The sequence below is a fragment of the Nocardia sp. NPDC050378 genome (genome assembly GCF_040655675.1).
Taxonomy (GTDB): domain Bacteria; phylum Actinomycetota; class Actinomycetes; order Mycobacteriales; family Mycobacteriaceae; genus Nocardia; species Nocardia coubleae.
The window spans coordinates 146,954-169,867 of sequence record NZ_JBFAKI010000001.1 but is presented as its reverse complement, the minus strand read 5'-3'; the positions used below and the strand labels follow the sequence as shown (position 1 = coordinate 169,867).

Here is a 22,914-nt window from a genome sequence, read left to right as displayed (position 1 = left end):
GTCGCACCCTCCGGTCAGTCCAGAGGCGGAGTCGCGCCGAGAACGGGGGCGCGGGGTCGGGATGCGGTGGGCGGCCATAAACTCCGTGCCGTGGGTAAAAGCAAGCGGAACAGTCCTAAGCCCGACAGTAATCGGGCTCAGCGTCTCGCCGAGCGGCGTGCGGCGCAGGAGCAGGCATCGGCGGTCGTGACGCGACCGTTCGAAGGTCTTGCTGCCGAATGTGATCTGGTGGCGCTGCGTGAGTTCGTGCCGTCGGCGACCGCGACCTTGAAGCTGGCGCCCGGCATGGCCGCGCAGCGCGAGGTCACCCTGGCGACGGTGCTGCCCGGCGCGGTCGCCGCGCTGGTGCGCGCCGGTGACGAGCCGGTCGGCTTCGTCGGCACGCAGATGCAGTTCCGGGGCGCCGACCCGTCGGCCGATATCGCCGCCGCGATCCTGTGGACGCAGTCGGCCGAACCGGGCGAGTCGCTCACGGCCCCGGAGGCCGTCGAGGGCGGGCCGCGCCTGGCCGACGTCATCGATCCCGGTGCTGATCTCGAGCTGACCGTGCACCAGGACTTCGACTGGTGGGTGCCCGAGGGTGTCACCCCCGACCCGCAGGTGGCGGCGACCATCGAGCAGGCCAAACAGGCGATCATGCCCTCGGCGCGCCTGGATCTGGGTGCCGACGGTGTCGGCGCGGCGTGGTGGGTCGACGCGGGCGAGAAGGCACACGTGCGCTGGGTGCGTCCGGAAGACGAGGACGCCCTGATGCTCGCGCTGGCGCGGGTGCACGCGGGCGGCGGCCTGCACATGGGCGAGGGTTCGCGGTTCGCCGGTTCCTTCCGCACCCACGGTGTGCTCGTTCCGGTTTTCGATCTCGATCCGGAGCGCCACCCCACCGAATGGGAGGCGCCCGCACGCGAATTCGGCGCGCGCCTGGCCGAGGCGCTGGCCTCGGACGCCCCGATGACGAGCGAGGAGCGGCGTTCGCGCGACGGTCTGCGTTCGCGTCAGGTCACCCTGCGCTGAACATTTCCGTGCGGATGAAATTTACGAAACATTCCACTTTCACACTGTTCGGTCGGTTAGGTTGACCCCAACGCCGACGCTCGGCGCCAGTGAAAGTCGGAGGACATCATGGAATTTCTCGGCTCTGTTGCCGGTCTCGCACAGATGGTGATCGGCACCATCCTCGCCAACACCGGCTCGGGCGGTTCCGGCTCCGGCTGGTGAGACGACGAAGGGATCGGCCCGGTACGCCCGGGTCGATCCCTTCAGCAGTCGCGGGTCAGACGCTGCCGCCGGCGACCGACGGCGCGCCCGAGGCGTCCTTCGGGGTGCTCAGCTCACGCCACATGAAGGCTTCCAGATCGAACAGGTTCGACCCGGCGCGCTCGGCGATATTGAGCAGCGTCGTCATGGCGGCGACCTCTTCGACCTGTTCCTTCAGGAACCACTGCATGAACTGCTCGCCGAGGTAATCGCCCTCTTCGCGGGCGGTACTCGCCAACCGCACGATCTGATCGGTGACCGTCTTCTCCTGGGCCAACGCCAGCTCGATCGGCTCGCGGGCGTTCTCGAAGCTCGACTTCGCCGCGTCGATGCCCGCGATCTCGATGCTGATATCGCGGTCGAGGAAATACTGCACGATCATCATCGCGTGATTGCGTTCTTCGACCGACTGCGCGTAGAACCGCTTGGCCAGCTGCGGCAAGTCGTTGTTGTCGAACCACACCGCAATGGCGATGTACTGATGTTCGGCGTTGAACTCATGCCGGATCTGGTCTTGGAGCAGGCTGTGGAATTTGCTGCGGGGGGGTTCCGGATGAATCGACATGTCGGCCACATTAGCGCTGGTCAGAAGGCTTGTCATCCAAGTGCAGCCTTATTGAGGACAGTATTTCCTAAGGAAGTATTTCCTAACTAAGCCCGGCCTTCGCCCGCCATTTTCGGGGCCGTCGCATCCGTTTTCGCAGTTCCCGGCAGTTCCCGCCGAACGAATTCTTCCACATCGAACAAATTGCCGTCGCGATCGAGCACCGCGAGCAACGTGGTGAGCGCGGCGACCTCGTCGACCTGTTCCCGCAGGAACCACTGCGTGAACTGCTCGCCGAGATAGTCACCGGCCGCGCGAGCAGTCGCCGCGAGCGCGCTGATCTGGGTGGTGATCGTCTCCTCGCGCGCGAGCAGGAACGCGATCGCCTCGCGCGGGGCATCGAAATCGGGGCGGACCTCGTCGAGCCCGCCGACCCGCACCGCCACGTCGCGGTCGAGCAGGTACTGCACCATGCGCAGCGCGTGGCCTCGATGTCGCGCCGCATGGGCATAGGTCTGGTCGGCGAGCTGCGGCAATCGCTGCGCGTCGAAGTAGACGGCCGCGGCCAGGTACTGCTGGGCCGCGGTGAGTCCGTGCCGGATCTGGTCACGCAGGAGTTCGGTGAAGTCGGCCATGATTCGACGTTACCGGGTGAGCAGATCCTCCGGAATCTGCTGATCCTTGGCGAGCGCGTCGAAGAAGCCGGGCGCCTTGGCCTTGTCCCAGAGCAGCACATTGCCCACATCGGTATCGGTGAAGCCGCCGATCGGCACGCTGGTCGTCACCGTGTCACCGCGCATCGCCCAGCCGAGCGCACCGAGGTTCCAGATGTGGTCGCCGTCGTCGACCTTCAGCGAGCCCGCGACACCCGTCGCCATCGGCCACAGCGCGAACGGATTGGCGAGCGTGCCCATGCTCGTCGCCTTCTTCAGCAGCGCCGACATGAACATGCGCTGATGATTCATCCGGTCCACATCGGCGTTCGGGGTCGCGCGGGTGCGCACGAAACCCAGTGCCTGCGGGCCGCTGAGTTCCTGACAGCCCGCGGGCAGGTCGAGACCGGCCAGCGGGTCGACGATCGGCTGGTCCAAACACATCTCGATACCGCCGAGCGCGTCGACCACACTGGCGAACCCACCGAAACCGATCTGGGCGTAGTGGTCGATGCGCACGCCGGTGGCCACCTCGACGGTCTGTACGAGCAGCGGTGCGCCGCCGAGGGCGAAGGAGGCGTTGAGCTTGTCCTTGCCGTGGCCGGGGATGCTCACATACGAGTCGCGCGGCAGGCTGACCATGGTGGTCGGGCCCGACGACGGGATGTGCACCAGCATGATCGTGTCGGTGCGTTCGGGCCCGGTGTCACCGCCGGTGGCCAGTTCGGCTTCCTGATCCTCGGACAGGTCGCCGCGCCCGTCGGAACCGACGAGCAGCCAGTTCGTGCCGGGGGTGTCGCCCACCCGGTCGCTGTAGGAGGCGAGCGCGGGGATGCGGGTCAGCGAGTTGTCCAGGTAGACGACACCGGCGATCATGCCCACGATCAGCGCGACGACCACCACCGTGAACCAGCGGAACGGGTGGCGCCTGCGACGGGGACGCGGTGGACGTGGCGCGCGGCCCCCGACCACGGGCGGTGGGGTGCGTCTGCGTGGCGGCACCGCGTCGTGATGGGGAACCGGCCGTTGCGTCGGGGCGTGCTGCACCGGTTCGCGTCTGCGCGGTTTCGGCTCGCGCGGAGCCGGGGGTGCCTGTGCGGGCTGAGAAGCCTGTGAGTACGCCAGGGGTTGGTTGTCGCGGCCGTCGCGATGCAGGACCTGGGTGGGTTCGATGTGGGAGGCGGGGCGGCGGTCGTGCGGGGTGTGGCGGACGGTCGGGCCGTCGGGTGCCGGGTAGCCGGGTCGGCCAGCCCCGGGCGGGGGCGGCACCGGACGCCGCGCGTCGGGTGCGGGGCCGGGGCGGCCGGGAACGGGCGGTGGTCGCCGGGCGTCGGGCGCGGGTCGGCCCGGGACCGGCGGAGGTCGCCGGGCATCGGGCGGCGGGCCGGGGCGGCCGGTCGGCGGCGGCACCCGGCGCCTGCGTGGATCATCGCGTGGGTTGTCGCCGTTCATCACTGTCGAACTCTACTGATCGTGGGGGGCGCGGGCTGGGTTTGCGTGCGCGGTCACTACTGCATACCCATGGTCGGCCCGACCGTTAGCGCGCCGCGCGGTGACACGCCGTCACGGTAGCCAACCGACGCGTCCGCGCAACATGTTGTAGCCGAGATAGGCGACGGCATCGATGAGGGCGTGCGCCAGGATCAGCGGCCACAACCGGTTCGTCCGCTGCCAGTATCGGCCGAAGACGAGACCCATCACGATATTGCCCAGCCCACCACCGAGGCCCTGATACAGGTGGTAACTACCACGCAGCAGCGCCGAAGCGAGCAGCGAACCGTTCTCCGACCAGCCGAGTTTGCGCAGCCTGCTGATGAGGTAGGCGACAACGATCACCTCCTCGGCGACCGAATTCGCACAGGCCGACGCGATGAGCACCGGCAACCGCCACCAGTGTTCGTCGATCGAGTTCGGCACGATGGTCACACTCACTCCGAGCGCATGGGCGAGCAGATACACGCCGAGCCCCGGTATCCCGATCACCGCCGCGAGCACCACGCCCGCGACCGCGTCGGTGCGACCGAACCGCGCCAACCCGACCAGGCGGGGCCCGATTCCGCTGCGCCACAACAGGTAAAGGCCGAGCGCGGCCCAAGCCAGCAGGCGCGTGATGCCGACGAGCTGGAACAACAGATCGATGACCGAATTGTTCGAGCGCGACGCGTTCAGCGCGACCGTCCGCCCGCCGACACCGCCCGGTGAAAACGCGGAATCGAGCAGTGAAAGCCCCGCACTGATCCCACTGAGCCCGAACGTCACCAGCAGTACGACGCCGATCTCGACCCGGATCCCGAACCGCTCGCGCTCGCTCGGCTGGGTCTCGGGAGGTTCCACGCGCATGCCGCGCAGTGTAGGCAGGGAAGGTCGTCCTGCTGCCGTTCAGCCTTGATGTCTGGGTGATTATCTGCGGCGCAGGCCGTTCAGGAAGGGGCAGCCGGCCAGGAGGCGGACGGCCTTGCTGAGCGACTCGACGTCGTCGGCGGGGGCCGAGAAGGGCAGGCGCACATCGTGATCGGCGTCGATGCTCTCCACGCGCAGGGTCATGCCGTAGCGGTCGATCGACAGCGGGTGGACCCGGCCGCCTTGCAGGCGGGCCGGCAGGTGGCGCGCGAGTTGGGCGATGAGGTCGGCGTGGTCTTCGGCCATGTGGGCCAGCCAGGCGCCTTCCATCTCGCAGAACGGGTCGGCGGTGGCCGCCCGCAGGTCGGCGTGGTCGACGGATTCGGCGCCGGAGGTGTCGGCGAGCACCGCCGAGTTCACCACCACCCGAAGCAGTGTCGCGCCGTGGCCCACGTCGAGCAGGCCGGGATGCGGGAAGTCCTTGGCGATTTCGACGGCGAGCGCGCGCTGGGCGTGCGGCGGCACCTGACGCACCCAGCCGCGCAACCACACCAGCGCGCGCACCGGTTCGCGCAGCGGCAGGGGTGCGTGGTCGGTGAGCTCGAGCACCGCGGAGGTCTCGTTGGCGGTGGCGGCGAGGGCGGCGGCGAGCGAGTCGGCGGGTACGGCGATCACCGCGTCACCGCAGCGGCGTAGGTGATGCAGGGTGGTCGGCACGGGGTCGATGCCGGGCAGTGCGAGCACCGCGGTCTCCGCGCGCAGACACGCACTGCGCACGCGCTCGGCAGTGGTGGGCGCGAGAATCGTGGTGGGGCTCGACATGTCAACCTCCGCGACGGTGAATAAGGTAACCCTAAGCTAAGTTACGCGGCGGGTTCGCGCAAGAGGTCCGCCACCGACACGCCGAAAGCGTGCCTCTACCGTGGTCGAATGGCGCACGACGACACCACCTCTCCCGGCGAACCCGTGCTGGTCAGCCTGTCGGCCCCTCGCCGCAGCCTCGTCGCGGGCTTGATCCGCCCGCTCGGCAGCACACCCGACGGCACACGCGTCGTCGACGTCGACATTCCCGACCCGCGACTGGCCGCCGCCCTGGTCGAGGCGGCCCACGCCGACAGCGGCTTCGTCGCCCGCACCGAGAGCGGCCCCCGCGCGCTCGCCGTCATCGCGGGCACGGTCGCCGCGCTCTGCGGCGAGGACATCCCCACCGCACTCGCCGCACCCGATCTCGCGTTCCTCACCGCGCTGAAACCCGCCGCTATCGAGGCAACCCGAACCGTGCTGCTCGCCATCGAAACCGGCGATGAGCAGTCGGTTCGGGCGGCGGTCTCGGTCCTCGAATCCTGACGCGGGGCGCGCGGACCGCCGGTCCAGCTAATCTTTCTGTGTGCCGCGTATCGCGTATTTCGGGCCATCCGGAACCTTCACCGAGATGGCGCTGGTGCAGTTCGAGAAATCGGGGGCGTTCGACGAACCCGTCGAGCGCATCGCCGCGCCCAGTCAGGGTGCGGCACTCGACCTGATCCGCTCCGGTGAGGTGACTGGCGCCGTCGTCCCGATCGAGAGCTCGGTCGAAGGCTCCATCCCCGCCACGCTCGACTCGCTGGCCGTCGGTCCGCGCCTGCAGATCGTCGCCGAGACCGAACTCGAGGTCACCTTCACGATCCTCGCCCGGCCCGGCACCACCCTCGCCGACGTGCGAACCCTCGCGGCCTACCCGGTGGCGGCCGCACAGGTGCGCGAGTGGGTGGCCAGGAATATGCCCGAGGCGACGCCGTTCATCTCGGCCTCCAACGCCGCCGCCGCCGAGGACGTGGTCGCGGGCACCGCCGACGCGGCCGTCTCCACCGCCCTCGCCGGTGAACGGCTCGGCCTCGTCGCCCTCGCGCGCGGTGTGGCCGACCACGAGCAGGCCATCACCCGTTTCGTGCTGGTGCGCCGGCCCGGCGTCGCTCCGCAGGCGACCGGTGCCGACCGCACCTCCGTCGTCCTCGAACTGCCCAACGAACCGGGCTCGCTCATGCGGGCGTTCGCCGAATTCGCCACGCGCGGTGTCGATCTCACCCGCATCGAATCGCGACCCACTCGCACGGGCATGGGCACCTACCGGTTCTACCTCGACTGCGTCGGCCATATCGACGACCCGGCCGTCGCCGAGACCCTGAAGGCGCTGCATCGCACCGCCCGGATCCGTTTCCTCGGTTCATGGCCCGCCTGTTCGGCGGTCGGTACCCCGCCGCCGTCGGACGAACCCGCCGCGGAATGGTTGACGCAACTGCGAAAGGGGGTCGCGGACCTATGACAAACCGCGCGAAGCTGATCCTGGTCCGCCACGGCGAGACCGAGGGCAATGTGGCCCGCATCCTCGACACTCGGGTCCCCGGCCTGCCACTCACCGAACGCGGTGTGGCCCAGGCGAAAGCATTCGGCGACACGCTGATTCGCCCGCCCCGGGTGCTGGTGGCCTCGGAGGCCCTGCGCGCCCGCCAGACCGCGGGCTACATCGAGGCCGCCACCGGCACCACCACCCAGGTCCTGCCCGACCTCTACGAAGTGCAGGTCGGCGAACTCCACGGCCGCTCCGACCGCGACTCCCACGAACTGTTCCAGCGGATCTACCGTGGCTGGCACCACGGCGAACTCGACACGCGAACCCCCGGCGGCGAATCCGGCCGTGAGGTACTCGACCGTATCCTCCCGGTCCTCGCCCAGCTCCGCGCGCAGTACCTGGAGGGCGACGAGGACGGCGACGTGGTGGTCGTGAACCACGGCGCCGCAATGCGTTTGGTAGGCAAGGAACTGGCAGGCGTCGCGCCGCCGTTCACCACCAACAACCACCTCGACAACACCGAGACGATCGAGCTGCTGCCCACCGAGGACGGCGGCTGGGAATGCCTGCGCTGGGGCCGATTCACCCCACCGTTCACCGTGAAGGCCGACCCCACCCCGGACGACCCGATGGGTTGAACGCTCCGGCTGGCGCCTCCGGTTCACGGCTGAGTTGTGGGGGCGTCGGTGCTTGGAGAGGGCGCGACTGGGGAGGTTGGTTGCGGGGGCGTACCCGGCTCTGCGCGGTGGGGTCAGGAGCCGGGGACGGTGGTCTTGAATTCTTCTCGGATGGGGAGGGATTCGATGAGGTCGGCTACCGCTGTGCGGAGGCGGGCGTTGGTTCCGGTGGCGATGGACGACCACTTCACGCCGTCGTCGGCGACGCTGGCGGTGATGATGAAACGTCCTGCGCGCGTGTTGAACACGGCGATGTGGTTGTCCTGCACATCGCGGGTACCGTCGCCGTAGGCCACGCCGACGATCTCGGCGTAGGAGTGGATTTCGACCAGCGCCGAGGCGAGAGTTTTCGCGTCGGTGGCCGGCTTGCCCACCTCGCTGAGCCGCGCGGCGGTGGCGGCGGCATCGCCGGTGTCGCCGAAGATCGGGGCGAGCTGCTCGGTCGGCGCGTTCATGCCGTACAGCTCGAGCGCCTCGGTGGTGCCGAGGGCCTGCAGCACCGCGCCGGGCAGGTCGAGACCCGCGTCGTCGATGACATAGGAGTCGGGCCCGCGCAGGGCGACGACCGCGCGGTCGTCGCCCTGCGCCAGACAGAACCGGTTCACCTGGCCGGCGACCACCCACCGCAACGCGATGATCCACTGCGGCCGGTAGAGCACCCGCAAGCGCTCGGCGAGTTCGGGTACCACCACGTCACCGAACAGCAATTCCCGTTCGGTGAGCAGTTTTTCGGCTGCCTCCATGGCCGCGTCGTGCGCCGAGACATGGTCGTAGCGGCCCATGGCGTCGAGCACCACGGGCATCTCGTCGAACTGCAGCTTCTCGAGCAGGAACTGCATCTCGTCGAGCGAGAGCACCACCGCCTCGAGCAGCGATCCGCCGCCGCCCCCGCCGAGCACCGTCACTTGGCCGATCCGGTGAGATCGGCGCCGATCACTCCCTCGGCGACATAGCGGCCGTCGGTGAACGCCTCGTCGGAGCGTCCGTAGTCGTTCGCGTCGTGTTCCTCGTCGTCCTCACCCTTGGCGCGGTTGCCGAGCAGCGGGTTGGCGGCCGGCGCGGCGGTGCGCGCGGGCGCGTTCTCCGAGCGGGCGACAACGGTCTCACCCACCGGCGCGGCCGCGGGAGCGCTCGCCGACGGTGCACCCCAGCCTTCGGGCAACTTCAGCCCGCTGCCGCCGAGCGACACCCCACCGAGGCTCGCCGACGCGGTGGACATGCCACCCATCGCGGCGGCTCCGGCTCCGGCACCGGCAGCCATCGCGGGCGCGACACCGGCGGCGGCGGGAACGGTCGAGGTGGCTGCCGACAGCGCGGTCGCACCGATATTGCCGACCGTGCCGACACCACCGGACACGACGCTGCCCGCCACGTTCGCGGCCTGGGTGGCCGCGCTGACCACGCCGGGGTTGGATACGAACGCCTGCGCGGCGGCCACGGCGGTCTGCAGCGGGTCGCCGCCGCCGAAGTCACCCTGAGCGGCCGAACCGGCACCGCTGGCGATGGCGGGCGGCATGGCGAACTCACCGGGCGTGGTGACGGTTGCGGTGGTGGCGGCCTCGTAGGTCTCCATCACCAGCGCGGCGCGGATATCCATCGCGTGCCGGGCGACCTCGGCCACCTCGAACGCACCCGACACGACGCCGGGCGGGTTGGCCGAAGCCGCGACCGCCGCGTTGGTCGCGGCGATCTCGGGCAGGCTCGGCATTGCGATCGAGGCGACCGTGTAGGCGGTGGCATTGGCGGCGGCCTTGGCGCTCATGGTCGCGGCCATCACGCTCTGCTGCCCGGTCCAGTGCAGGAACGGCGCGAGCCGGCCGAGCACGGCCAGACCGTTGACACCTTGCAGACCGACGCCCACCTCGGCGATCACCCGGGTGACAGTGAAGGCGGCGTCGCCCCACGCGGCGGCGAGGGTGCCCCACGAGGTGGCGGCGGCCGAGATCGGGACGGCGTGGGCGCCCGCGTTGAGTGTGGTCGAGTTGACTTCGGCCATGCGCGGCAGCCAGAAGACCCCGGTGATCCCTGCGGTCATACTTTTTTCTCCCCTGAATGAAAGATCGTCGGCGGGTTCGGGCTACACCTGGACGGCGCTGATCGCCGCCCCCTGGGCGATGTCCTCGCCGATGTTGGTCACCAGCTGCGAGCGCAGGGTCGCGGCCGCGTGATGCAGCTCGAGAATGCCCTGTGCGATAGCACCGTCGTGCGTGCCCGCGGCCCGGTTGAAGTGACTGGCCGCCAGCAGCGAGACCTCTTCGGCGCCCGAGGGCAGCACGTGAGTGGTCGGCCCGGCCAGAGCGGCCGCCGCAGCGAGCCGCTCGGCCAGCAGATCCAGCTCGGCGGCGGCGGCGAGAACGATTTCCGGTGCGATGAGAACGTGTCCAACCATGACCCGACTCCTTCTAGTGGCGACTAACGGGAACCACGAGAATTCCCCCTACGAGTGATAGGACGCGAGAGCGGGTCGTTCGGTTCCATCGATTTCCCCACCCAACTTCGCTAGCCCCATCCCAGCTCATGTAGCCGGTCGTCGTCAATCCCGAAATAGTGTGCTATTTCGTGGATCACGGTGATCGCGACCTCCTCGACCACCTCGTCGTCACTGCTACAGATGTCGAGAATAGCCTCCCGATAGATGGTTACGGTATCGGGAAGCGAACCCGCGTAGTAGCTGTCGCGTTCGGTGAGGGCGACGCCGTGGTAGAGACCGAGCAGCGAGGGCTCCTCGTCGTTTCGTGCCTCCACCAGCACAACGACGTTGTCGATCGCCCCGGCGAGCTCGGGTGGGATGAGGTCGAGCGCGTCGCCGACCAGCTCCTCGAACCGGTCGGGCGACATCCGTTCGGTCATCGCGGTTGTGGCTGCGGCGGCAGCGGTGCGGCGCCCGGCAGCGGGGCCGGTGTGGAGCGGCCGGTGTTGGGCGGCGGAACCGGAGCCTGTCCGTCGATCAGGATCTCCCCGCGCGCCGAACCGACGATCGGCGCGAAACCCTCACGGTCGGCGCCCTTTCCGAGCCAGCAGTCGAGCTGCCGGCTCCCCGCGAGCCAACTGGTCGGTTCCAGATAATCGAAGAACAGCGTGAGCGTCTTGTTGCGGATCGCGTCGGGGCTGCCGAGGTACTCGGTGGACAACCGATTGCATTCGGCCTCGACGAACTTGTCCTGATCGGCCTCCGAGGGCGGTCCACCGGTGAAGTTCTTCCCCAGGTCGACGTTGCCGACGATCTCGACGGCGTGCGGTTGGGCGCAGTCCACCGGATCGGTCGGGAGGTTCTGGTTGATGCCGAGGCAGGTGCCGACGGCGTGCACCTTCGACTGGTCGCCCTGGGTCGCCGAGCCGGTCGAGGCCGGACTGGTCGATGTGGCGGCCACCTGCAGACCGCACCGCAGCGTGCGGTCACCGTGCTGCCAGCCCGCCGGGCTCGGCGACATCACGTTCACCATGAACTTGCCGCGCGGATCGAACCGCCCACCGAGGTAGCGCTGCACCGCGGGCACGCAGTGCTCGTCGCGCAGCTCGGTCATCCGCAGCGAGTCCGGGTGCCGGGTGCCGTCGCCGAACTCGCGGCCCGGGTAGGCCTTCAGGTCGACGACACCGGCCACCTCGAACAGGTGCTGGTCGGCGCAGTTCACCTTCAGCAGATCGCTGCGGTCGGGCTTGCCCCAGGTCAGGCAGTCGCCCTCGTTGGCGCTGCTGAACTCCTTGTCCCTGACCACGGGCGCGGCGCCGGGCTGGTGTGCCTCCACCTTGTCGGATTCGAAACCGGTCACCGTCATCGTGACCAGCGCCGCGAGCACCGCGCCGAGCGCGCCGATCAGCAGTCCCCACCGCAGTTTCGTCGCCGACAGATGCAGCGGACCGGCGCCGCGTTCAGCGGTTTTCTCGGCCGGGTCGCTCTGATGATCGGACACGACGGCGATTGTATGGGAGCCGATCGGCGCGGCGCGCGGGCTCAGCCGCGCAGAGCCGAGACGAAGATGCCGGGCAGTCTGCGCAGCTTGCCGTCACCGTAGAAGCCGGTGAGCTTGCGACCGGTGGCCGCGGCGGTCTTGTTGGCGACGAACCACGGCGGTTTCGGGGTGGTGGCGAATTCGCCCGCGAACAGCGATCGGGGTGCCGGGCGGAACGGTCCGCGCACCACCGTGCGCTCCACATCGTCGAGCAGGAAGGCGTTGTGGACGACGCCGATGCCGCTCTGGATGTCGTCGATGGTGTGCCCGGGGAAGGCACCCCAGCTCGCGCGTGGTGTCAGGAACGCCAGACCGGTCCACGAGTTGATCGCGACGGTGCCGTAGCGCAGGTTCGCCACGGCCGTGTCGAAGGCGTCGCCGAGTTCGGTGATGGTCGCCGGGTGGGCGAGCAGATTGGCGCCGAGGGTGCCCATCAGCTCGTCGTTGGCGAAATCGACCGCCTTGTCGAGGAATTGCGCGCCCGTGCCGGGCAGTTCGACCACGCCGAGGACGGGGGAGAAGTACTCGGTGCGCAGCAGTGGCGTGCCGGTCATCGGCAGGTTCTCGACGAGGACGCGGCCGTTGGCGCGCCCGGCGTCGGGGTAGCTGGTCAGCGCGCCCTCGACGCGGGTGTCGCTGCCGGGGTAGTAGGCGGTGCGGACGGGGGCATTGTCGATGGCGGCGCGAAGTTCGGTGAGGAACTGGTCCTTCTGGTCCCAATCGGCGCTGAGCACGACCGTTTGCGCGGCCACACAGTTGTAGCCGCCGTTGTGCAGGCGCATGGTCGCCACGTGCTCGGCCTGGAACTTCAGGTCGGCCTCGCTCCACTTGCCGGGCACGATGATGCACGGCGCGACACCGCCGAGTTCGCTGGTGATCGGCTTGGCCAGCGCGGGCTCGCCGGCCTGCTTGCGGCGCTGTGCCTCCTCGCCGACACCCCAGACGATCGCGTCGTGTGTCGGCGCGCCGCCGGTCATGTGCACGTGGTCGACCTTCGGGTGGTTCACCAGGTAACCGCCCTCGGGCGCGCCGCCGGTGAGGATGCGCACCACGCCGAGTTCGATGAACGGGGCGAACACCGCCTGGAACACCGGCAGCAGCGGATCGGTGATCGGGTTGAGCTTGAGCGCGACCACCCGGTTGTTGGCGTAGAGCTCGTAGAGGGTGTCCAGCGGCGCGATGGACATGATGTTGCCCGCGCCGAGTACCGCGCCGACACCGTTGGTCCGCTTCGGATCGCGCTGGGCCAGACCGGCTTTGCGCCGCGCGGTGGCCGCGTCGACACCGGGACGCAACCACACCTCGGCGCTGAACCCGTTGAGGAGCAGCCAGTCGTAGAGGCCGTGGGGCAGCACGGGCACGCTCACCCGGCCGCCGGGCCCGGTACCTAGGTCCACACCGTCGATCGGGCTCGCGCCACGCTCGAGCGCCGCCATCGATTCGCTCAGCGCCTTGGCGCCCGCCAGCAGCGTCATCGGACCCGACATCCACTCTTCGCCCAGCAGGGGGCTGTCGGCGTCGAGCTTCTTGATGGTCCGGGCCGCGGCCACCCACGACTCCGCGTCGCGGGCGGTGAGCGCGTGCAGCTCGTCGAGCAGCTCGCGGCGGCGGCGCAGATCGGTCGCGGCCCAGGTTTTCGCCCCCTCGGTGAGATCGTCGAGCGCGGTATCGATGACGGCGGTGTCGAAAGTGGTACTCACCCCGCAACTATGCCCCCGTCCGGGCACGTTGGCATAGGCCGAAATTCTGAGGATCGCATAAACAACTAGGCTGTTTTCTCATGATCGACCTCCGATTCCTGCGCGAGAACCCGGAAGCCGTCCGTGCCTCGCAGCGGGCCCGCGGTGAGGATCCCGCGCTCGTCGACGCCCTGCTCGAAGCCGACGCCGCCCGCCGCGCCGCCGTGGCCACCGCCGACTCCCTGCGTGCCGAGCACAAGGCCATGGGCAAGGTGATCGGCAAGGCGAGCAAGGAAGAGCGTCCCGCGCTGCTGGCCGCCGCCACCGACATGTCGGCCAAGGTCAAGGAGGCCGAGCACGCGCAGAGCGCGGCTGACGCCGATCTCGACGCCGCGCATCGCGCCATCTCCAATGTCGTGCAGGAAGGCGCGCCCGCGGGCGGCGAGGACGACTATGTCGTGCTCGAAACCGTCGGCACTCCACCAAAATTCGACTTCGAGCCGAAGGACCACCTCGAGCTGGGTGAGTCGCTCGGGCTGCTGGACATGGAGCGCGGCGCCAAGGTGTCGGGTTCGCGGTTCTACTTCCTCACCGGGCACGGCGCGCTGCTGCAGCTGGGTCTGCTGCAGCTGGCCGCGCAGCGGGCGGTGGCCAACGGTTTCACGATGATGATCCCGCCGGTGCTCGTCCGGCCGGAGATCATGGCCGGTACCGGTTTCCTCGGTCAGCACTCGGACGAGGTCTATCACCTCGCCGACGACGACCTGTATCTGGTCGGCACCTCGGAGGTGCCGCTGGCGGGCTTCCACGCCGACGAGATCCTCGACCTGAGCGCGGGCCCGAAGCGGTACGCGGGCTGGTCGTCGTGCTTCCGCCGCGAGGCGGGCAGCTACGGCAAGGACACCAGGGGCATCATCCGGGTGCACCAGTTCGACAAGGTGGAGATGTTCGTCTACACCACCCCCGAGCAGGCCTCGGCCGAGCATCAGCGCCTGCTCGCCTGGGAACGCGAGATGCTCGCCGCGATCGACGTGCCCTACCGGGTGATCGACGTGGCCGCGGGCGACCTCGGCAGCTCGGCGGCGCGCAAGTTCGACTGCGAGGCGTGGGTGCCAACCCAGCAGACCTACCGCGAGCTCACCTCCACCTCCAACTGCACGACCTTCCAGGCGCGCAGGCTCTCGGTCCGCTACCGCGACGAGAACGGCAAAGCCCAGATCGCGGCGACCTTGAACGGCACGCTCGCGACCACCCGTTGGATCGTGGCGATCCTGGAGAACCACCAGCAGGCCGACGGTTCGGTCCGGGTGCCCGAGGCGCTGGTGCCGTTCGTCGGCACCGACGTTTTGACACCGTAGAGCTTTCCGCTGTTTGCTGGTCAGGCATTTGCGTGATGTGGCAAACATCGGAACCGAACAACATCTAGGCTGGTGCTCGTGCGAGGAATCGGGGCGCGCGGCGATACCCGAACCCGGGTGCGGGCGGCATCGGCGTTGGCGACGGCAAAAGTCATGGCCAGGACAACGGGGGCGTTCTACGTTCTCGGCGGTGTCCTCGGTCTGACCATCACTGCCGTCGCACCGGGTAACGACGGCAACAGACTGCTGGTCGGCACCGCCGCCGCGGTCGCGCTGCTGCTCGGTCTGACACTGCTGGCCTGGGGCCCGCGCATGCCGCACGCGCTGCACCACCTCTACCTGGCGACCGCGACCGTGCTGGTCACCATCGCGGTGCACTCGTTCCCGAACCTCGTCGGCGGGATCACGCTCGCGTCGTTCTACGTCTTCATCGCCTGCGACGCGGCACTGTTCTTCGCTTGGCCGCAGGCCGCCGCGCACATCGGTCTCGCGATGGTGCTGTGCCTGTGGGTGCTGCCCGAGCGCGGGCTGCCGTGGTGGTCGGGCCTGATTCCGGCCGGAGTCACCTTCGGGGCCGGGGTGGTGGTCGGCATCCTCACCCGAATGGCGTCGGACGCCGATATCGATGTACTCACCGGCCTGCTCAATCGCCGTGGCTTCGAAAAGCAGCTCAACCCGGCGATCGACGCGGCCGGACGCGGTGGTCAAGGTCTGTCGCTGGTGCTCGTCGACCTCGACCGCTTCCAGAAGATCAACGACCACCTCGGTCACCGCGCGGGCGACGCCGTCCTGCAGCGCGTGGCCGATGCCTGGCTCGACCTGCTGGCCCCCGACCAGGTGCTGGCCCGGTTCGGCGGCGACGTGTTCGCGCTGCTGCTGCCCGGCACCACCGAGCAGGCCGCGATCCTGCTCACCGAACAGTTACGGGCGGCGGTGACCATGGGTTGTTCGGCCGGTGTCACGTCGTGGCAGCCCGGTGAGTCCGGTTCATTGCTGATCAGCCGTGCCGATGTGGGTCTGTACCGGGCCAAGCAGGCCGGACGCAACCGCACGGTGCTCGAATCGTCGCGGCAGCTGCCGCTCGCGGTGGAGCTGCGCGAGGCCATCGACAGCGGTGCCCTCGACGTGCACTACCAGCCGATCGTCAGCCTCACCGAGGACGGCGGTCAGGCCGTCGGCGTCGAAGCGTTGCTGCGCTGGTCGTCCAACGCGCAGCCCGAGGTCACCACCGAGGGCCTTATCCGGGTCGCCGAGGAATACGACCTCATCTCCGACCTGGACGAACTGGTTTTGCGCCGCGCCTGCGCCGACGCCGCCCGCCTGCAGGAGAGCTTCGCCTCGCTGAACCTCACCCTGAACGTGAACGTCTCCGGCCTGGAACTGGCCGAAACCGACTACGCCGAACGGGTCGCCACCATCCTGAACGACACCGGTTGGCCCGCCGACCAGCTCGTGCTCGAGGTGACCGAAAGCGAACTGGCCGCCGAATCCCAAACGGCCATCACCAACCTGCACACCCTGCGCGACCGTGGTGTCCGCATCGCCATCGACGACTTCGGCACCGGCTACTCCTCACTGAGCCGCCTGGCGACCATCCCCAGCGACATCTTGAAGGTCGACCAGTCCTTCGTCGCCGCCATCCGCTCCGATTCCCCCGCCCCACCCCTGCTCGGCGTCATCGCCGCCCTCAGCAAGTCCCTCGACCTGCAGGTCATCGCCGAGGGCGTGGAAACCGAATACCAGGCCGCCGTCCTCACCGAACTCGGCTTCGCCCTGGCCCAGGGCTACCACTACAGCGACTCCCACCCGGTCTCCGACCTCATCAACGACCTCAACACCCCGCACTCCGACGACGACGATTCCCTCGCCGCCAACGGCTGGATCCCCCTCGGCTGAGCCGGCTTCGAAGCTGTGCCCGGGCTGCGGCCGCACAGGAGCGGCCGCATGACGAAAAGTCGGTTGACGGGCGGCGGGCGGTGGCGAACGATGTACGCATGCGGATGCTTATCTACGGCTGTTGACCTTTCTCGCTGTGTAGGCGCTTGGCGGCGGCGGTGAGTCGTGCGCCCGGCAGCGTGCGTGGGCTCGGGGTTCGCGCGGTGCTGTTCAAGGGCTCGCGAGATCTGCTGCCCATCTACGCGCTCTACGGTGTGCTTTTCGCTGATCACGGGCTCGGAACCGCGCAGATCTCGTTGCTGCTCGCGTTGTGGTCGGTGACGGCGTTCCTGCTCGAGGTGCCTTCTGGGGCGTGGGCGGACACGGTGTCGCGGCGCGGTCTGCTCGTGTTCAGCGCGGTGCTGCAGGCAGCCGGGTTCACGATCTGGATGGTCGCTCCCTCGTTCGCCGGGTTCGCGGTGGGGTTCGTCGTGTGGGGGATCGCCGGTGCGCTGGAATCGGGCACGTTCGAGGCGTTGATCTACGACGACCTGGTGGCGCGAGGGGAAACCGCTCAGTACGCGCGCATCATGGGGTTGGCTCGGGCCGCGCAGGAGACGACCGTTCTCGTCGCGATCGTCGCCGCCGCACCGCTTTTCGCCTGGGGTGGGTATGGGCTGGTCGGTTGGGTCAGTGTCGGTGTGGCGGTTGCCCACGCCGTCACCGCCCTGGCTCTGCCTCGTGCGCCCGTCGCCATTTCGGCCACCGAGGTCGAGACGCTCGATGACGACGCACCACCGCAACCCGCGATCGCCGGGCCGCCGGGAGTCGGCAACGTCGAGGCCGATCAGCCTGGGCGCGCACGCTATGTGGCGATGCTGCGGACCGGAATCGCCGAATCGATGCATGTGCGGCGAGTGCGTCGGGGCGTATTGCTCGGGGCACTTCTCTACGGCGTCACCGCCTTCGACGAATACTTCGGTCTGCTTGCGGTTTCCGGGGGCGCCTCGCCCGCCACCTCCGCGTTACTCGTCGGTGTCACCGTCGCGGGCTCGCTGGCCGGTTCGCTGTTGGCAGGACGCACCGAGTCCGCGCCCGCACGGCTGGTCGGAGTCGCACTGTTCGTCGCGGGGATCCTGTTCATCGCCGGTGCGTCGGCTGTCGGCGCCGGACTGCTGTGGTTCGGATTTCTCGGGATCGCCGTGGCATACGGCATCGATTTCAATGCCGAGGTCGTCGCGGGCGCGCGCCTGCAGGATGCGATCGAAGGAGGCGCCCGCGCAACGGTCACCTCGGTGGTCGGCCTGCTGTCGGAGGTGGTGGCGCTGGCAGTCTTCGGCGTTGTCGCCGCTGCTACACAGTGGGTTTCGATGTCTGTGGCGATCGCGGGCTTGGGAGTGGTGTTGTTGGCGGCCGGACTGGTCGCCCCGAGTTGGTTGCCGGGACGGAAGTAGGGCGGGCGGCTCGATCTCGTCTCCGGCCCGATCACCATCGAAGCATGGGCAGCGGCCGCAACGGGTGTCGAATAGCCTGCCGCACAAAGGAAGTGGTCAGGAACCTGTGGAACCCGAGGTAGGGGAAGCGATCGACCACCTGGGCCACAAATCCACGGTCGAGGTGCCCGCGCAACAATCCGTGACTGACATCGACGCGGTCGGCCAACCGGAATGTCTCGACGAGCGGGTCGGTGCGTGCTCGCAGGCCGTGATGGTCCAGCACGAGCGTCCGCACCAGCGCGGTGTCCATAATTCCGAATTCGGTAGCCAGTCGCTCGCCCAGCTCGGCTGACGGCGCCAGATAGTCGAATGTGCCCGCCGTCCAGATCCCGAGATCGTGCACCACCCAGGCGAGTACAGCGGCAGCGGGAAGGTCGGCACCGAGCAGGGCACGCTGATAGTTCGCGCAGCGGTACACGTGATTACGGTAGGTGAGTTCGTCACGCCCGAGTTCGGCGCGGTAACGATCGAGCACGCTGTCGATCATCGGGTGGGACGGTAGCACGATGGACGTCGACAATTTGCTCCCCTGACCGACCGAACCGTTGACGGCGCGTTCCTGAGTCTAATGTCGAAAGCTACGGCGGCGGAAAGGGTGGAGTGGTCGGGCGCAACGGTCTCGGGGCGATTTTCGGGTTCTGCATCGGCGGTGGTGTGGCTGTGCAGGGGCGGATCAACGGGGCACTCGGAGCGGAACTCGGCGACGGTGTCGCAGCCGCCACGATCAGTTTCGGAATCGGCCTGGTGGCCCTGCTGGTCGCCTTCGCGGTCAGCCCGACCCTGCGATCGGGCCTCGGCTCGGTTCGTGTCGCCACAACCGACGGCAGCTTGCGCCCCTGGTACCTCCTGGGCGGTGTGTGCGGTGCGTTCTTCGTCGCGAGCCAGGGCCTCACCATCGCCGCCATCGGCGTCACGGCCTTCACCGTCGCCGTCGTCGCCGGCCAGCTCCTCAGCAGCCTCGTGGTCGACCGGGTAGGTCTCGCACCGAACGGCCGGACCCCGATCACCTGGTGGCGGGTGCTGGCCGCCGGCCTCGGCATCATCGGTGTCGTCCTCGCGGCGAGCGGCCGCGATGCCCCCACCGCCGCCGACACCGGTGTCCCCGACTACCTGCTCATCGCCCTACCCGCCCTCGCGGGCATCGGCCTGGCCTGGCAGCAGGCGGTCAACGGCCGCGTCGGCGCAGTCGGCGGCCCCTTCCCCGCCACCCTCGTCAACTTCACCGTCGGCCTGATCGCCCTGTGCCTCTTCGACACCTACACCCTCCTCACCAAGGGCCTCCCCACCCGATTCCCCACCACCCCCTGGCTCTACCTCGGCGGCCTGATCGGCGTAGCCTTCATCGCCCTGGCCGCGATCACCGTCAGCATGATCGGCGTGCTCCTCCTCGGCCTCACCTCGGTAGCAGGCCAACTCGTCACCGCCCTGATCCTCGATACCGCCGACGGCCGCCTGGCGCCGATCGCAGTCCTGAGCTGCACAATCGTCCTGATCGCGGTGATCATAGCGAGCCGAGCCGCCTCTTCACCGTCGGAGAATCCGCGCAGCTGACCAGCATTCCTGGCCTGGCGAGCACGTCGCTGACACATCGGCGAAATGTTAGGTTGCTGGCGAGCGAGCGCGCCGATGGACGATGGCGTGCTCACCCGCGTCGGCGGGTCCGAGCTGGGGGAGTGCAGTGATCGAGCCGTTGTCGCCGACCGAATCACCGGTGATCGGTCGTTACCGGGTGCAGGGTGTGCTCGGGTCGGGCGGGATGGGTCGGGTAGTCCTGGCGACCGGCCCGGACGGGCGGTTCGTCGCCATCAAACAGATCCACGCCCACCTGCTCGACGACCGCGAGTTCCGTGCCCGCTTCGAGCGCGAGGTCGCCATCTCGGCCCGGGTGTCGGGGGCGTTCACCGCCGCGGTGGTCGACTTCGACACCACGGCTGAACCACCTTGGCTCGCTTCGCTGTTCATCCCCGGTGTGCCATTGGACAAGGCCGTCCGCGAACTCGGACCACTGCCGGTTCCGGCGATGCGCACCCTCGCCTCCGGCTTGGCCTCGGCACTGCACTCCATCCACAGCACCGGTCTGGTGCACCGGGACCTCAAGCCCGCCAACGTCATTCTCGCTACCGATGGACCGCGCGTGATCGACTTCGGAATCGCCCAGGCCACCGGAACAGGCGCGCCGCTCACCGAGGTCGGCGCGGTGGTCGGCTCACCCGCCTATATGTCGCCGGAGCAGGCGATGAGCGAACCGGTGACGTCGGCAAGCGACGTCTTCTCCCTCGGCTCGATGCTGTGCATGGCCGCCACCGGCAAGAGCCCTTTCGCGGCCAACTCGGCGCCGTACACCCTGTTCAATATCGTGCACAGCGAACCGCAACTCGAGAATGTGCCGGTCGAGCTTCGTGAACTGATCGCCGGCTGCCTGCGCAAGGACCCGAAGACCCGGCCGACCCCCGCCCAGATCCTGGACTACCTCGGCGTCCTTCCGGTCCAGGCGCAGCCGTGGCCCGCCCCGGTCCACGCACAGATCGCCGAACAGACGCGAAATCTCGTCGCTCTCACCTCGGACCCCGAGGCAACACAGATCATCCCGGCCCACACGCCGATCGTCGCGCCACCTCGAGCGCCCACTCGAAAACGCCGCCCGGTCCTACTCGGCGGGATAGCCGTAGCGGCTGCTGTTCTGATCGCGGCCATCACCTTTGTCGTCCTCCGCCCCGGCGGCGAACCCGCGCCGACACCTACCACGGTCGCCGCTCCGACGAAATCCCTGTCAGCCCTCGATGATCTACGTGGCGTAGACACCTGCGCGTGGGTGATCCAGGCTCTCGGCGCGTCACTCCCGGAAGAAGCCGCCGACAAGGCAGCGGCAACGGTCGCCGACTGGCGTTGGCTCCCGACCGCGAGCTGGGGTTGCGACGGCAACTCGGGCGGCGCACGCCTGACCGTAGAAATCGGCGCAGCGCTGGACGGTTTCGGCACAACCAGTAAGGTCGCCGACGGTTACGGGGTCGCACAACGCGGCGAGGATTGCGCCTTCGGCATCGAAGGCGGCGCCGACGGACAACGCTGGGGCATCGTGGTCGACACCTTCACCCGCACCGACTGCGCCCTCGCCGACCACGCCGTCGACCGGCTCGCCGCAGCGATCGGTGCCATGTCCGCCGACCCGGCCGCAGCACAGTCGCTGTCGTCGGTGGACCCCTGTGCGCTGCTGGACGATCCGACGCTCGGCCGGGCGACCGCCAAATCCGCGCACGTATGTGAATGGTCGCGAGACAACAACACCATCCGGATCACGACGTCGCAACCGCGGCAGCGAGTACTGACAGGCAAGACAGTCGACCTGGGTGACGGAGTGATCGTCGAGGAAGACAGCGTCAGCGCGATCGGCGAGCACCGCTGTCAGCGGGTGTATCTGTTCCGCAAGATCGGCGAGACCTACCGCGAGGACGTCGAAGTGCTGGTCAGCAATCCCGCCGAGAGCGGTGACGAGCTGTGCGCGGTGGCAGATCCGCTGGTGAAGCAGGCGGTCGGCAGGTTGCCTTCGCGGTAGCGGCGGCAAACGCGGGGGTGATAGCTTCACGGCAGAGTTTCGAAGGGGGATGGGCGTGCGCTATCGCTGGGGTGCGGCGCTGTTGTCGGTGTGTCTGTTCACCGCCGCATGCGGTGAACAGACACCCGACCACGGCGAATACGCGCTGGTCGCGCAACCGGGCGACTATGACGACGGCCCGAGCCGGATGCGTGGCGCCCTGGTCGAATCGCTGCGCCTCGGCGAGCGGGTGATCTTCGCCGACCGCATCGACCCCGAGCTGACCGCGGGCAACGGCGGCGGCCCGCTGGTCGGTGTGCGCGGCGTCGACGATCTGCTCTCGGGTGTGCAGCGCACCGCCCTCGACCCGTTCGATGTGCTCGCCGGGTTCGGCGTGATCGGTGGCAACGGCTTCAACGACAACGAACTGAAGAACAAATTCCTCTCCATCACTCTGCTGTCGCTGCCGGACGAAGCCCAGGCCGTCGCGGCCGCCCAGGCGATGGCCGCAGCCGATTTCGGCGCGACCCCCGAGAACGCGCCCATCGTCCTCCCGGAATACCCGGCGGCGCTGTCGCACTGGCGCCCCGGTGTGCCGACAGTTGGTAGCTGGCTGGTGTGGAGGAACTTGGTCATCCGGCTCTACGCGAAGATCGTCGACCCGAATCCCGAGCACCTGGCAGACCTGCTCACCCGCACCTATCGCGCCCAGCTTTCCGAACTCGAAACCTTCACGCCCACAGCGGCAACCGATGTGCCGAACCTCGAACTCGACCCGAGCGAACTGCTTCCCCGGGTAGTGAAAACCGACGACTACTGGCCAGACCGCTGGAATTTCCTCGTGTCCGGCCCCCGTGCGTTCGCCCTGCGGACCGACCGTCCCGGCGCTCGCCTGCGCGAATTCGAGGCCAACAAGGTCGACACGATCGCGGTGGCGCACAACAAGTTCCTGTATCGCTCCGCGGACAGCGCATCCGCCGAAGGCTACGCCGAGGTCGAGAAACAGCAGATGCTCACCCGATACCGCGAAACCTCGGGGGTGGCGGGTCTGCCGGGTATCTCCTGCTACAGCGCGCTTCGACCGGACCCCGAGTCGATCCCCGCACGTCGGTTCGCGTGCCTGGTGCGGCACGGCGAATTCGTCGTACGCATCAACGGCAATCAGGAAATCGAGACCCGGCGCCAAGCCGTGGCCCAATACGCATTGCTCGGCGGTTCGTGGTGAGT

22 protein-coding genes are annotated in these 22,914 nt (G+C 68.6%); 10 read left to right on the top strand and 12 right to left on the bottom strand.

The window, feature by feature from the left end; all coding sequences use genetic code 11:
• The first annotated feature begins 90 nt into the window (after positions 1-90).
• Entirely contained in the window at positions 91-1,011 is a 921-nt protein-coding gene (locus AB0I35_RS00775; protein WP_357393147.1) for a DUF5926 family protein, read from the top strand.
• Between the two features lie 259 nt (positions 1,012-1,270).
• On the opposite strand, the gene AB0I35_RS00770 is transcribed toward AB0I35_RS00775, so the two are convergent.
• The 5 genes from AB0I35_RS00770 to AB0I35_RS00750 all read right to left on the bottom strand — a co-directional run bounded on the left by AB0I35_RS00770 (position 1,271) and on the right by AB0I35_RS00750 (position 5,613).
• Positions 1,271-1,819: a ferritin gene (locus AB0I35_RS00770; RefSeq protein ID WP_357393145.1), complete on the bottom strand. Its 549-nt coding sequence runs from the start codon at positions 1,817-1,819 to the stop codon at positions 1,271-1,273.
• 86 nt (positions 1,820-1,905) lie between these two features.
• On the bottom strand, positions 1,906-2,433 hold the full coding sequence (locus tag AB0I35_RS00765; protein WP_357393143.1) for a ferritin-like domain-containing protein: 528 nt from the start codon (positions 2,431-2,433) through the stop codon (positions 1,906-1,908).
• Positions 2,434-2,442: 9 nt separating this feature from the next.
• Positions 2,443-3,903 carry an LCP family protein gene (locus tag AB0I35_RS00760; protein WP_357393141.1) on the bottom strand — a complete coding sequence of 487 codons (1,461 nt, stop codon included), beginning with the start codon at positions 3,901-3,903 and terminating at the stop codon, positions 2,443-2,445.
• Between the two features lie 111 nt (positions 3,904-4,014).
• Positions 4,015-4,791 (bottom strand): CPBP family intramembrane glutamic endopeptidase, encoded by a 777-nt coding sequence (locus AB0I35_RS00755; RefSeq protein WP_357393139.1) that lies wholly within the window; start codon positions 4,789-4,791, stop codon positions 4,015-4,017.
• A 60-nt stretch (positions 4,792-4,851) separates the two neighbouring features.
• Positions 4,852-5,613, bottom strand: coding sequence for a DUF2470 domain-containing protein (locus AB0I35_RS00750; RefSeq protein ID WP_067495289.1), 762 nt, complete (start codon positions 5,611-5,613; stop codon positions 4,852-4,854).
• Between the two features lie 108 nt (positions 5,614-5,721).
• On the opposite strand from AB0I35_RS00750, the gene AB0I35_RS00745 reads away from it, so the two are divergent.
• Genes AB0I35_RS00745 through AB0I35_RS00735 form a run of 3 tightly spaced genes read left to right on the top strand, consistent with a single transcriptional unit; the run spans position 5,722 to position 7,758 of the window.
• Positions 5,722-6,138 (top strand): hypothetical protein, encoded by a 417-nt coding sequence (locus AB0I35_RS00745; RefSeq protein WP_357393137.1) that lies wholly within the window; start codon positions 5,722-5,724, stop codon positions 6,136-6,138.
• Between the two features lie 40 nt (positions 6,139-6,178).
• Complete coding sequence (gene pheA / locus AB0I35_RS00740) at positions 6,179-7,093, top strand: prephenate dehydratase (RefSeq protein WP_357393136.1); 915 nt, start codon at positions 6,179-6,181, stop codon at positions 7,091-7,093.
• Positions 7,090-7,758: a histidine phosphatase family protein gene (locus tag AB0I35_RS00735; RefSeq protein WP_357393134.1), complete on the top strand. Its 669-nt coding sequence runs from the start codon at positions 7,090-7,092 to the stop codon at positions 7,756-7,758. The genes pheA and AB0I35_RS00735 overlap by 4 nt, the downstream gene beginning before the upstream one ends.
• Before the next feature lie 113 nt (positions 7,759-7,871).
• Here the strand turns inward: AB0I35_RS00735 and AB0I35_RS00730 are convergent, their stop codons facing one another.
• From AB0I35_RS00730 to AB0I35_RS00705, 6 genes are all read right to left on the bottom strand, one after another.
• Positions 7,872-8,702: an ESX secretion-associated protein EspG gene (locus AB0I35_RS00730; RefSeq protein WP_357393132.1), complete on the bottom strand. Its 831-nt coding sequence runs from the start codon at positions 8,700-8,702 to the stop codon at positions 7,872-7,874.
• Complete coding sequence (locus AB0I35_RS00725; RefSeq protein WP_357393130.1) at positions 8,699-9,832, bottom strand: PPE domain-containing protein; 1,134 nt, start codon at positions 9,830-9,832, stop codon at positions 8,699-8,701. The genes AB0I35_RS00730 and AB0I35_RS00725 overlap by 4 nt, the downstream gene beginning before the upstream one ends.
• Before the next feature lie 42 nt (positions 9,833-9,874).
• The gene (locus AB0I35_RS00720) at positions 9,875-10,186 is read right to left on the bottom strand and encodes a PE family protein (protein WP_357393128.1); all 312 of its coding nucleotides are present in this window, start codon (positions 10,184-10,186) and stop codon (positions 9,875-9,877) included.
• A gap of 110 nt (positions 10,187-10,296) precedes the next feature.
• Complete coding sequence (locus AB0I35_RS00715) at positions 10,297-10,647, bottom strand: metallopeptidase family protein (protein WP_357393126.1); 351 nt, start codon at positions 10,645-10,647, stop codon at positions 10,297-10,299.
• The gene (locus AB0I35_RS00710; protein ID WP_181700181.1) at positions 10,644-11,708 is read right to left on the bottom strand and encodes a septum formation family protein; all 1,065 of its coding nucleotides are present in this window, start codon (positions 11,706-11,708) and stop codon (positions 10,644-10,646) included. Before AB0I35_RS00710 ends, AB0I35_RS00715 begins: the two co-directional genes overlap by 4 nt.
• Positions 11,709-11,749: 41 nt before the next feature.
• Positions 11,750-13,447, bottom strand: a complete 1,698-nt coding sequence (locus AB0I35_RS00705; RefSeq protein ID WP_357393124.1) for an aldehyde dehydrogenase family protein — start codon at positions 13,445-13,447, stop codon at positions 11,750-11,752.
• Positions 13,448-13,527: 80 nt separating this feature from the next.
• Between AB0I35_RS00705 and serS the strand changes: the two genes are divergently transcribed.
• The 3 genes from serS (at position 13,528) to AB0I35_RS00690 (ending at position 18,113) form a co-directional block, all read left to right on the top strand.
• A complete protein-coding gene (gene serS / locus AB0I35_RS00700) occupies positions 13,528-14,784 on the top strand; it encodes a serine--tRNA ligase (RefSeq protein ID WP_357393122.1) in 1,257 nt (418 codons plus the stop codon).
• Positions 14,785-14,862: 78 nt separating this feature from the next.
• Entirely contained in the window at positions 14,863-16,680 is a 1,818-nt protein-coding gene (locus AB0I35_RS00695) for an EAL domain-containing protein (RefSeq protein WP_357393121.1), read from the top strand.
• A 158-nt stretch (positions 16,681-16,838) separates the two neighbouring features.
• Positions 16,839-18,113: an MFS transporter gene (locus AB0I35_RS00690; protein ID WP_357393119.1), complete on the top strand. Its 1,275-nt coding sequence runs from the start codon at positions 16,839-16,841 to the stop codon at positions 18,111-18,113.
• A gap of 31 nt (positions 18,114-18,144) precedes the next feature.
• On the opposite strand, the gene AB0I35_RS00685 is transcribed toward AB0I35_RS00690, so the two are convergent.
• Positions 18,145-18,642, bottom strand: a complete 498-nt coding sequence (locus AB0I35_RS00685; protein ID WP_357393117.1) for a hypothetical protein — start codon at positions 18,640-18,642, stop codon at positions 18,145-18,147.
• Between the two features lie 113 nt (positions 18,643-18,755).
• On the opposite strand from AB0I35_RS00685, the gene AB0I35_RS00680 reads away from it, so the two are divergent.
• From AB0I35_RS00680 to AB0I35_RS00670, 3 genes are all read left to right on the top strand, one after another.
• On the top strand, positions 18,756-19,706 hold the full coding sequence (locus AB0I35_RS00680) for a DMT family transporter (protein ID WP_357393115.1): 951 nt from the start codon (positions 18,756-18,758) through the stop codon (positions 19,704-19,706).
• Between the two features lie 127 nt (positions 19,707-19,833).
• A complete protein-coding gene (locus AB0I35_RS00675) occupies positions 19,834-21,708 on the top strand; it encodes a serine/threonine-protein kinase (protein WP_357393113.1) in 1,875 nt (624 codons plus the stop codon).
• A 55-nt stretch (positions 21,709-21,763) separates the two neighbouring features.
• Positions 21,764-22,912, top strand: coding sequence for a hypothetical protein (locus AB0I35_RS00670; RefSeq protein WP_357393111.1), 1,149 nt, complete (start codon positions 21,764-21,766; stop codon positions 22,910-22,912).
• Positions 22,913-22,914 lie beyond the last annotated feature (2 nt).

Bases quoted from the DNA above. Each gene is read 5' to 3' on its own strand.
- AB0I35_RS00715 (WP_357393126.1), bottom strand. From the start codon at position 10,647: ATGACCGAACGGATGTCGCCCGACCGGTTCGAGGAGCTGGTCGGCGAC.
- AB0I35_RS00755 (WP_357393139.1), bottom strand. From the start codon at position 4,791: ATGCGCGTGGAACCTCCCGAGACCCAGCCGAGCGAGCGCGAGCGGTTC.
- AB0I35_RS00720 (WP_357393128.1), bottom strand. From the start codon at position 10,186: ATGGTTGGACACGTTCTCATCGCACCGGAAATCGTTCTCGCCGCCGCC.
- AB0I35_RS00750 (WP_067495289.1), bottom strand. From the start codon at position 5,613: ATGTCGAGCCCCACCACGATTCTCGCGCCCACCACTGCCGAGCGCGTG.
- serS (WP_357393122.1), top strand. From the start codon at position 13,528: ATGATCGACCTCCGATTCCTGCGCGAGAACCCGGAAGCCGTCCGTGCC.
- AB0I35_RS00765 (WP_357393143.1), bottom strand. From the start codon at position 2,433: ATGGCCGACTTCACCGAACTCCTGCGTGACCAGATCCGGCACGGACTC.
- AB0I35_RS00685 (WP_357393117.1), bottom strand. From the start codon at position 18,642: ATGATCGACAGCGTGCTCGATCGTTACCGCGCCGAACTCGGGCGTGAC.
- AB0I35_RS00770 (WP_357393145.1), bottom strand. From the start codon at position 1,819: ATGTCGATTCATCCGGAACCCCCCCGCAGCAAATTCCACAGCCTGCTC.
- AB0I35_RS00725 (WP_357393130.1), bottom strand. From the start codon at position 9,832: ATGACCGCAGGGATCACCGGGGTCTTCTGGCTGCCGCGCATGGCCGAA.
- AB0I35_RS00745 (WP_357393137.1), top strand. From the start codon at position 5,722: ATGGCGCACGACGACACCACCTCTCCCGGCGAACCCGTGCTGGTCAGC.
- AB0I35_RS00760 (WP_357393141.1), bottom strand. From the start codon at position 3,903: ATGAACGGCGACAACCCACGCGATGATCCACGCAGGCGCCGGGTGCCG.
- AB0I35_RS00735 (WP_357393134.1), top strand. From the start codon at position 7,090: ATGACAAACCGCGCGAAGCTGATCCTGGTCCGCCACGGCGAGACCGAG.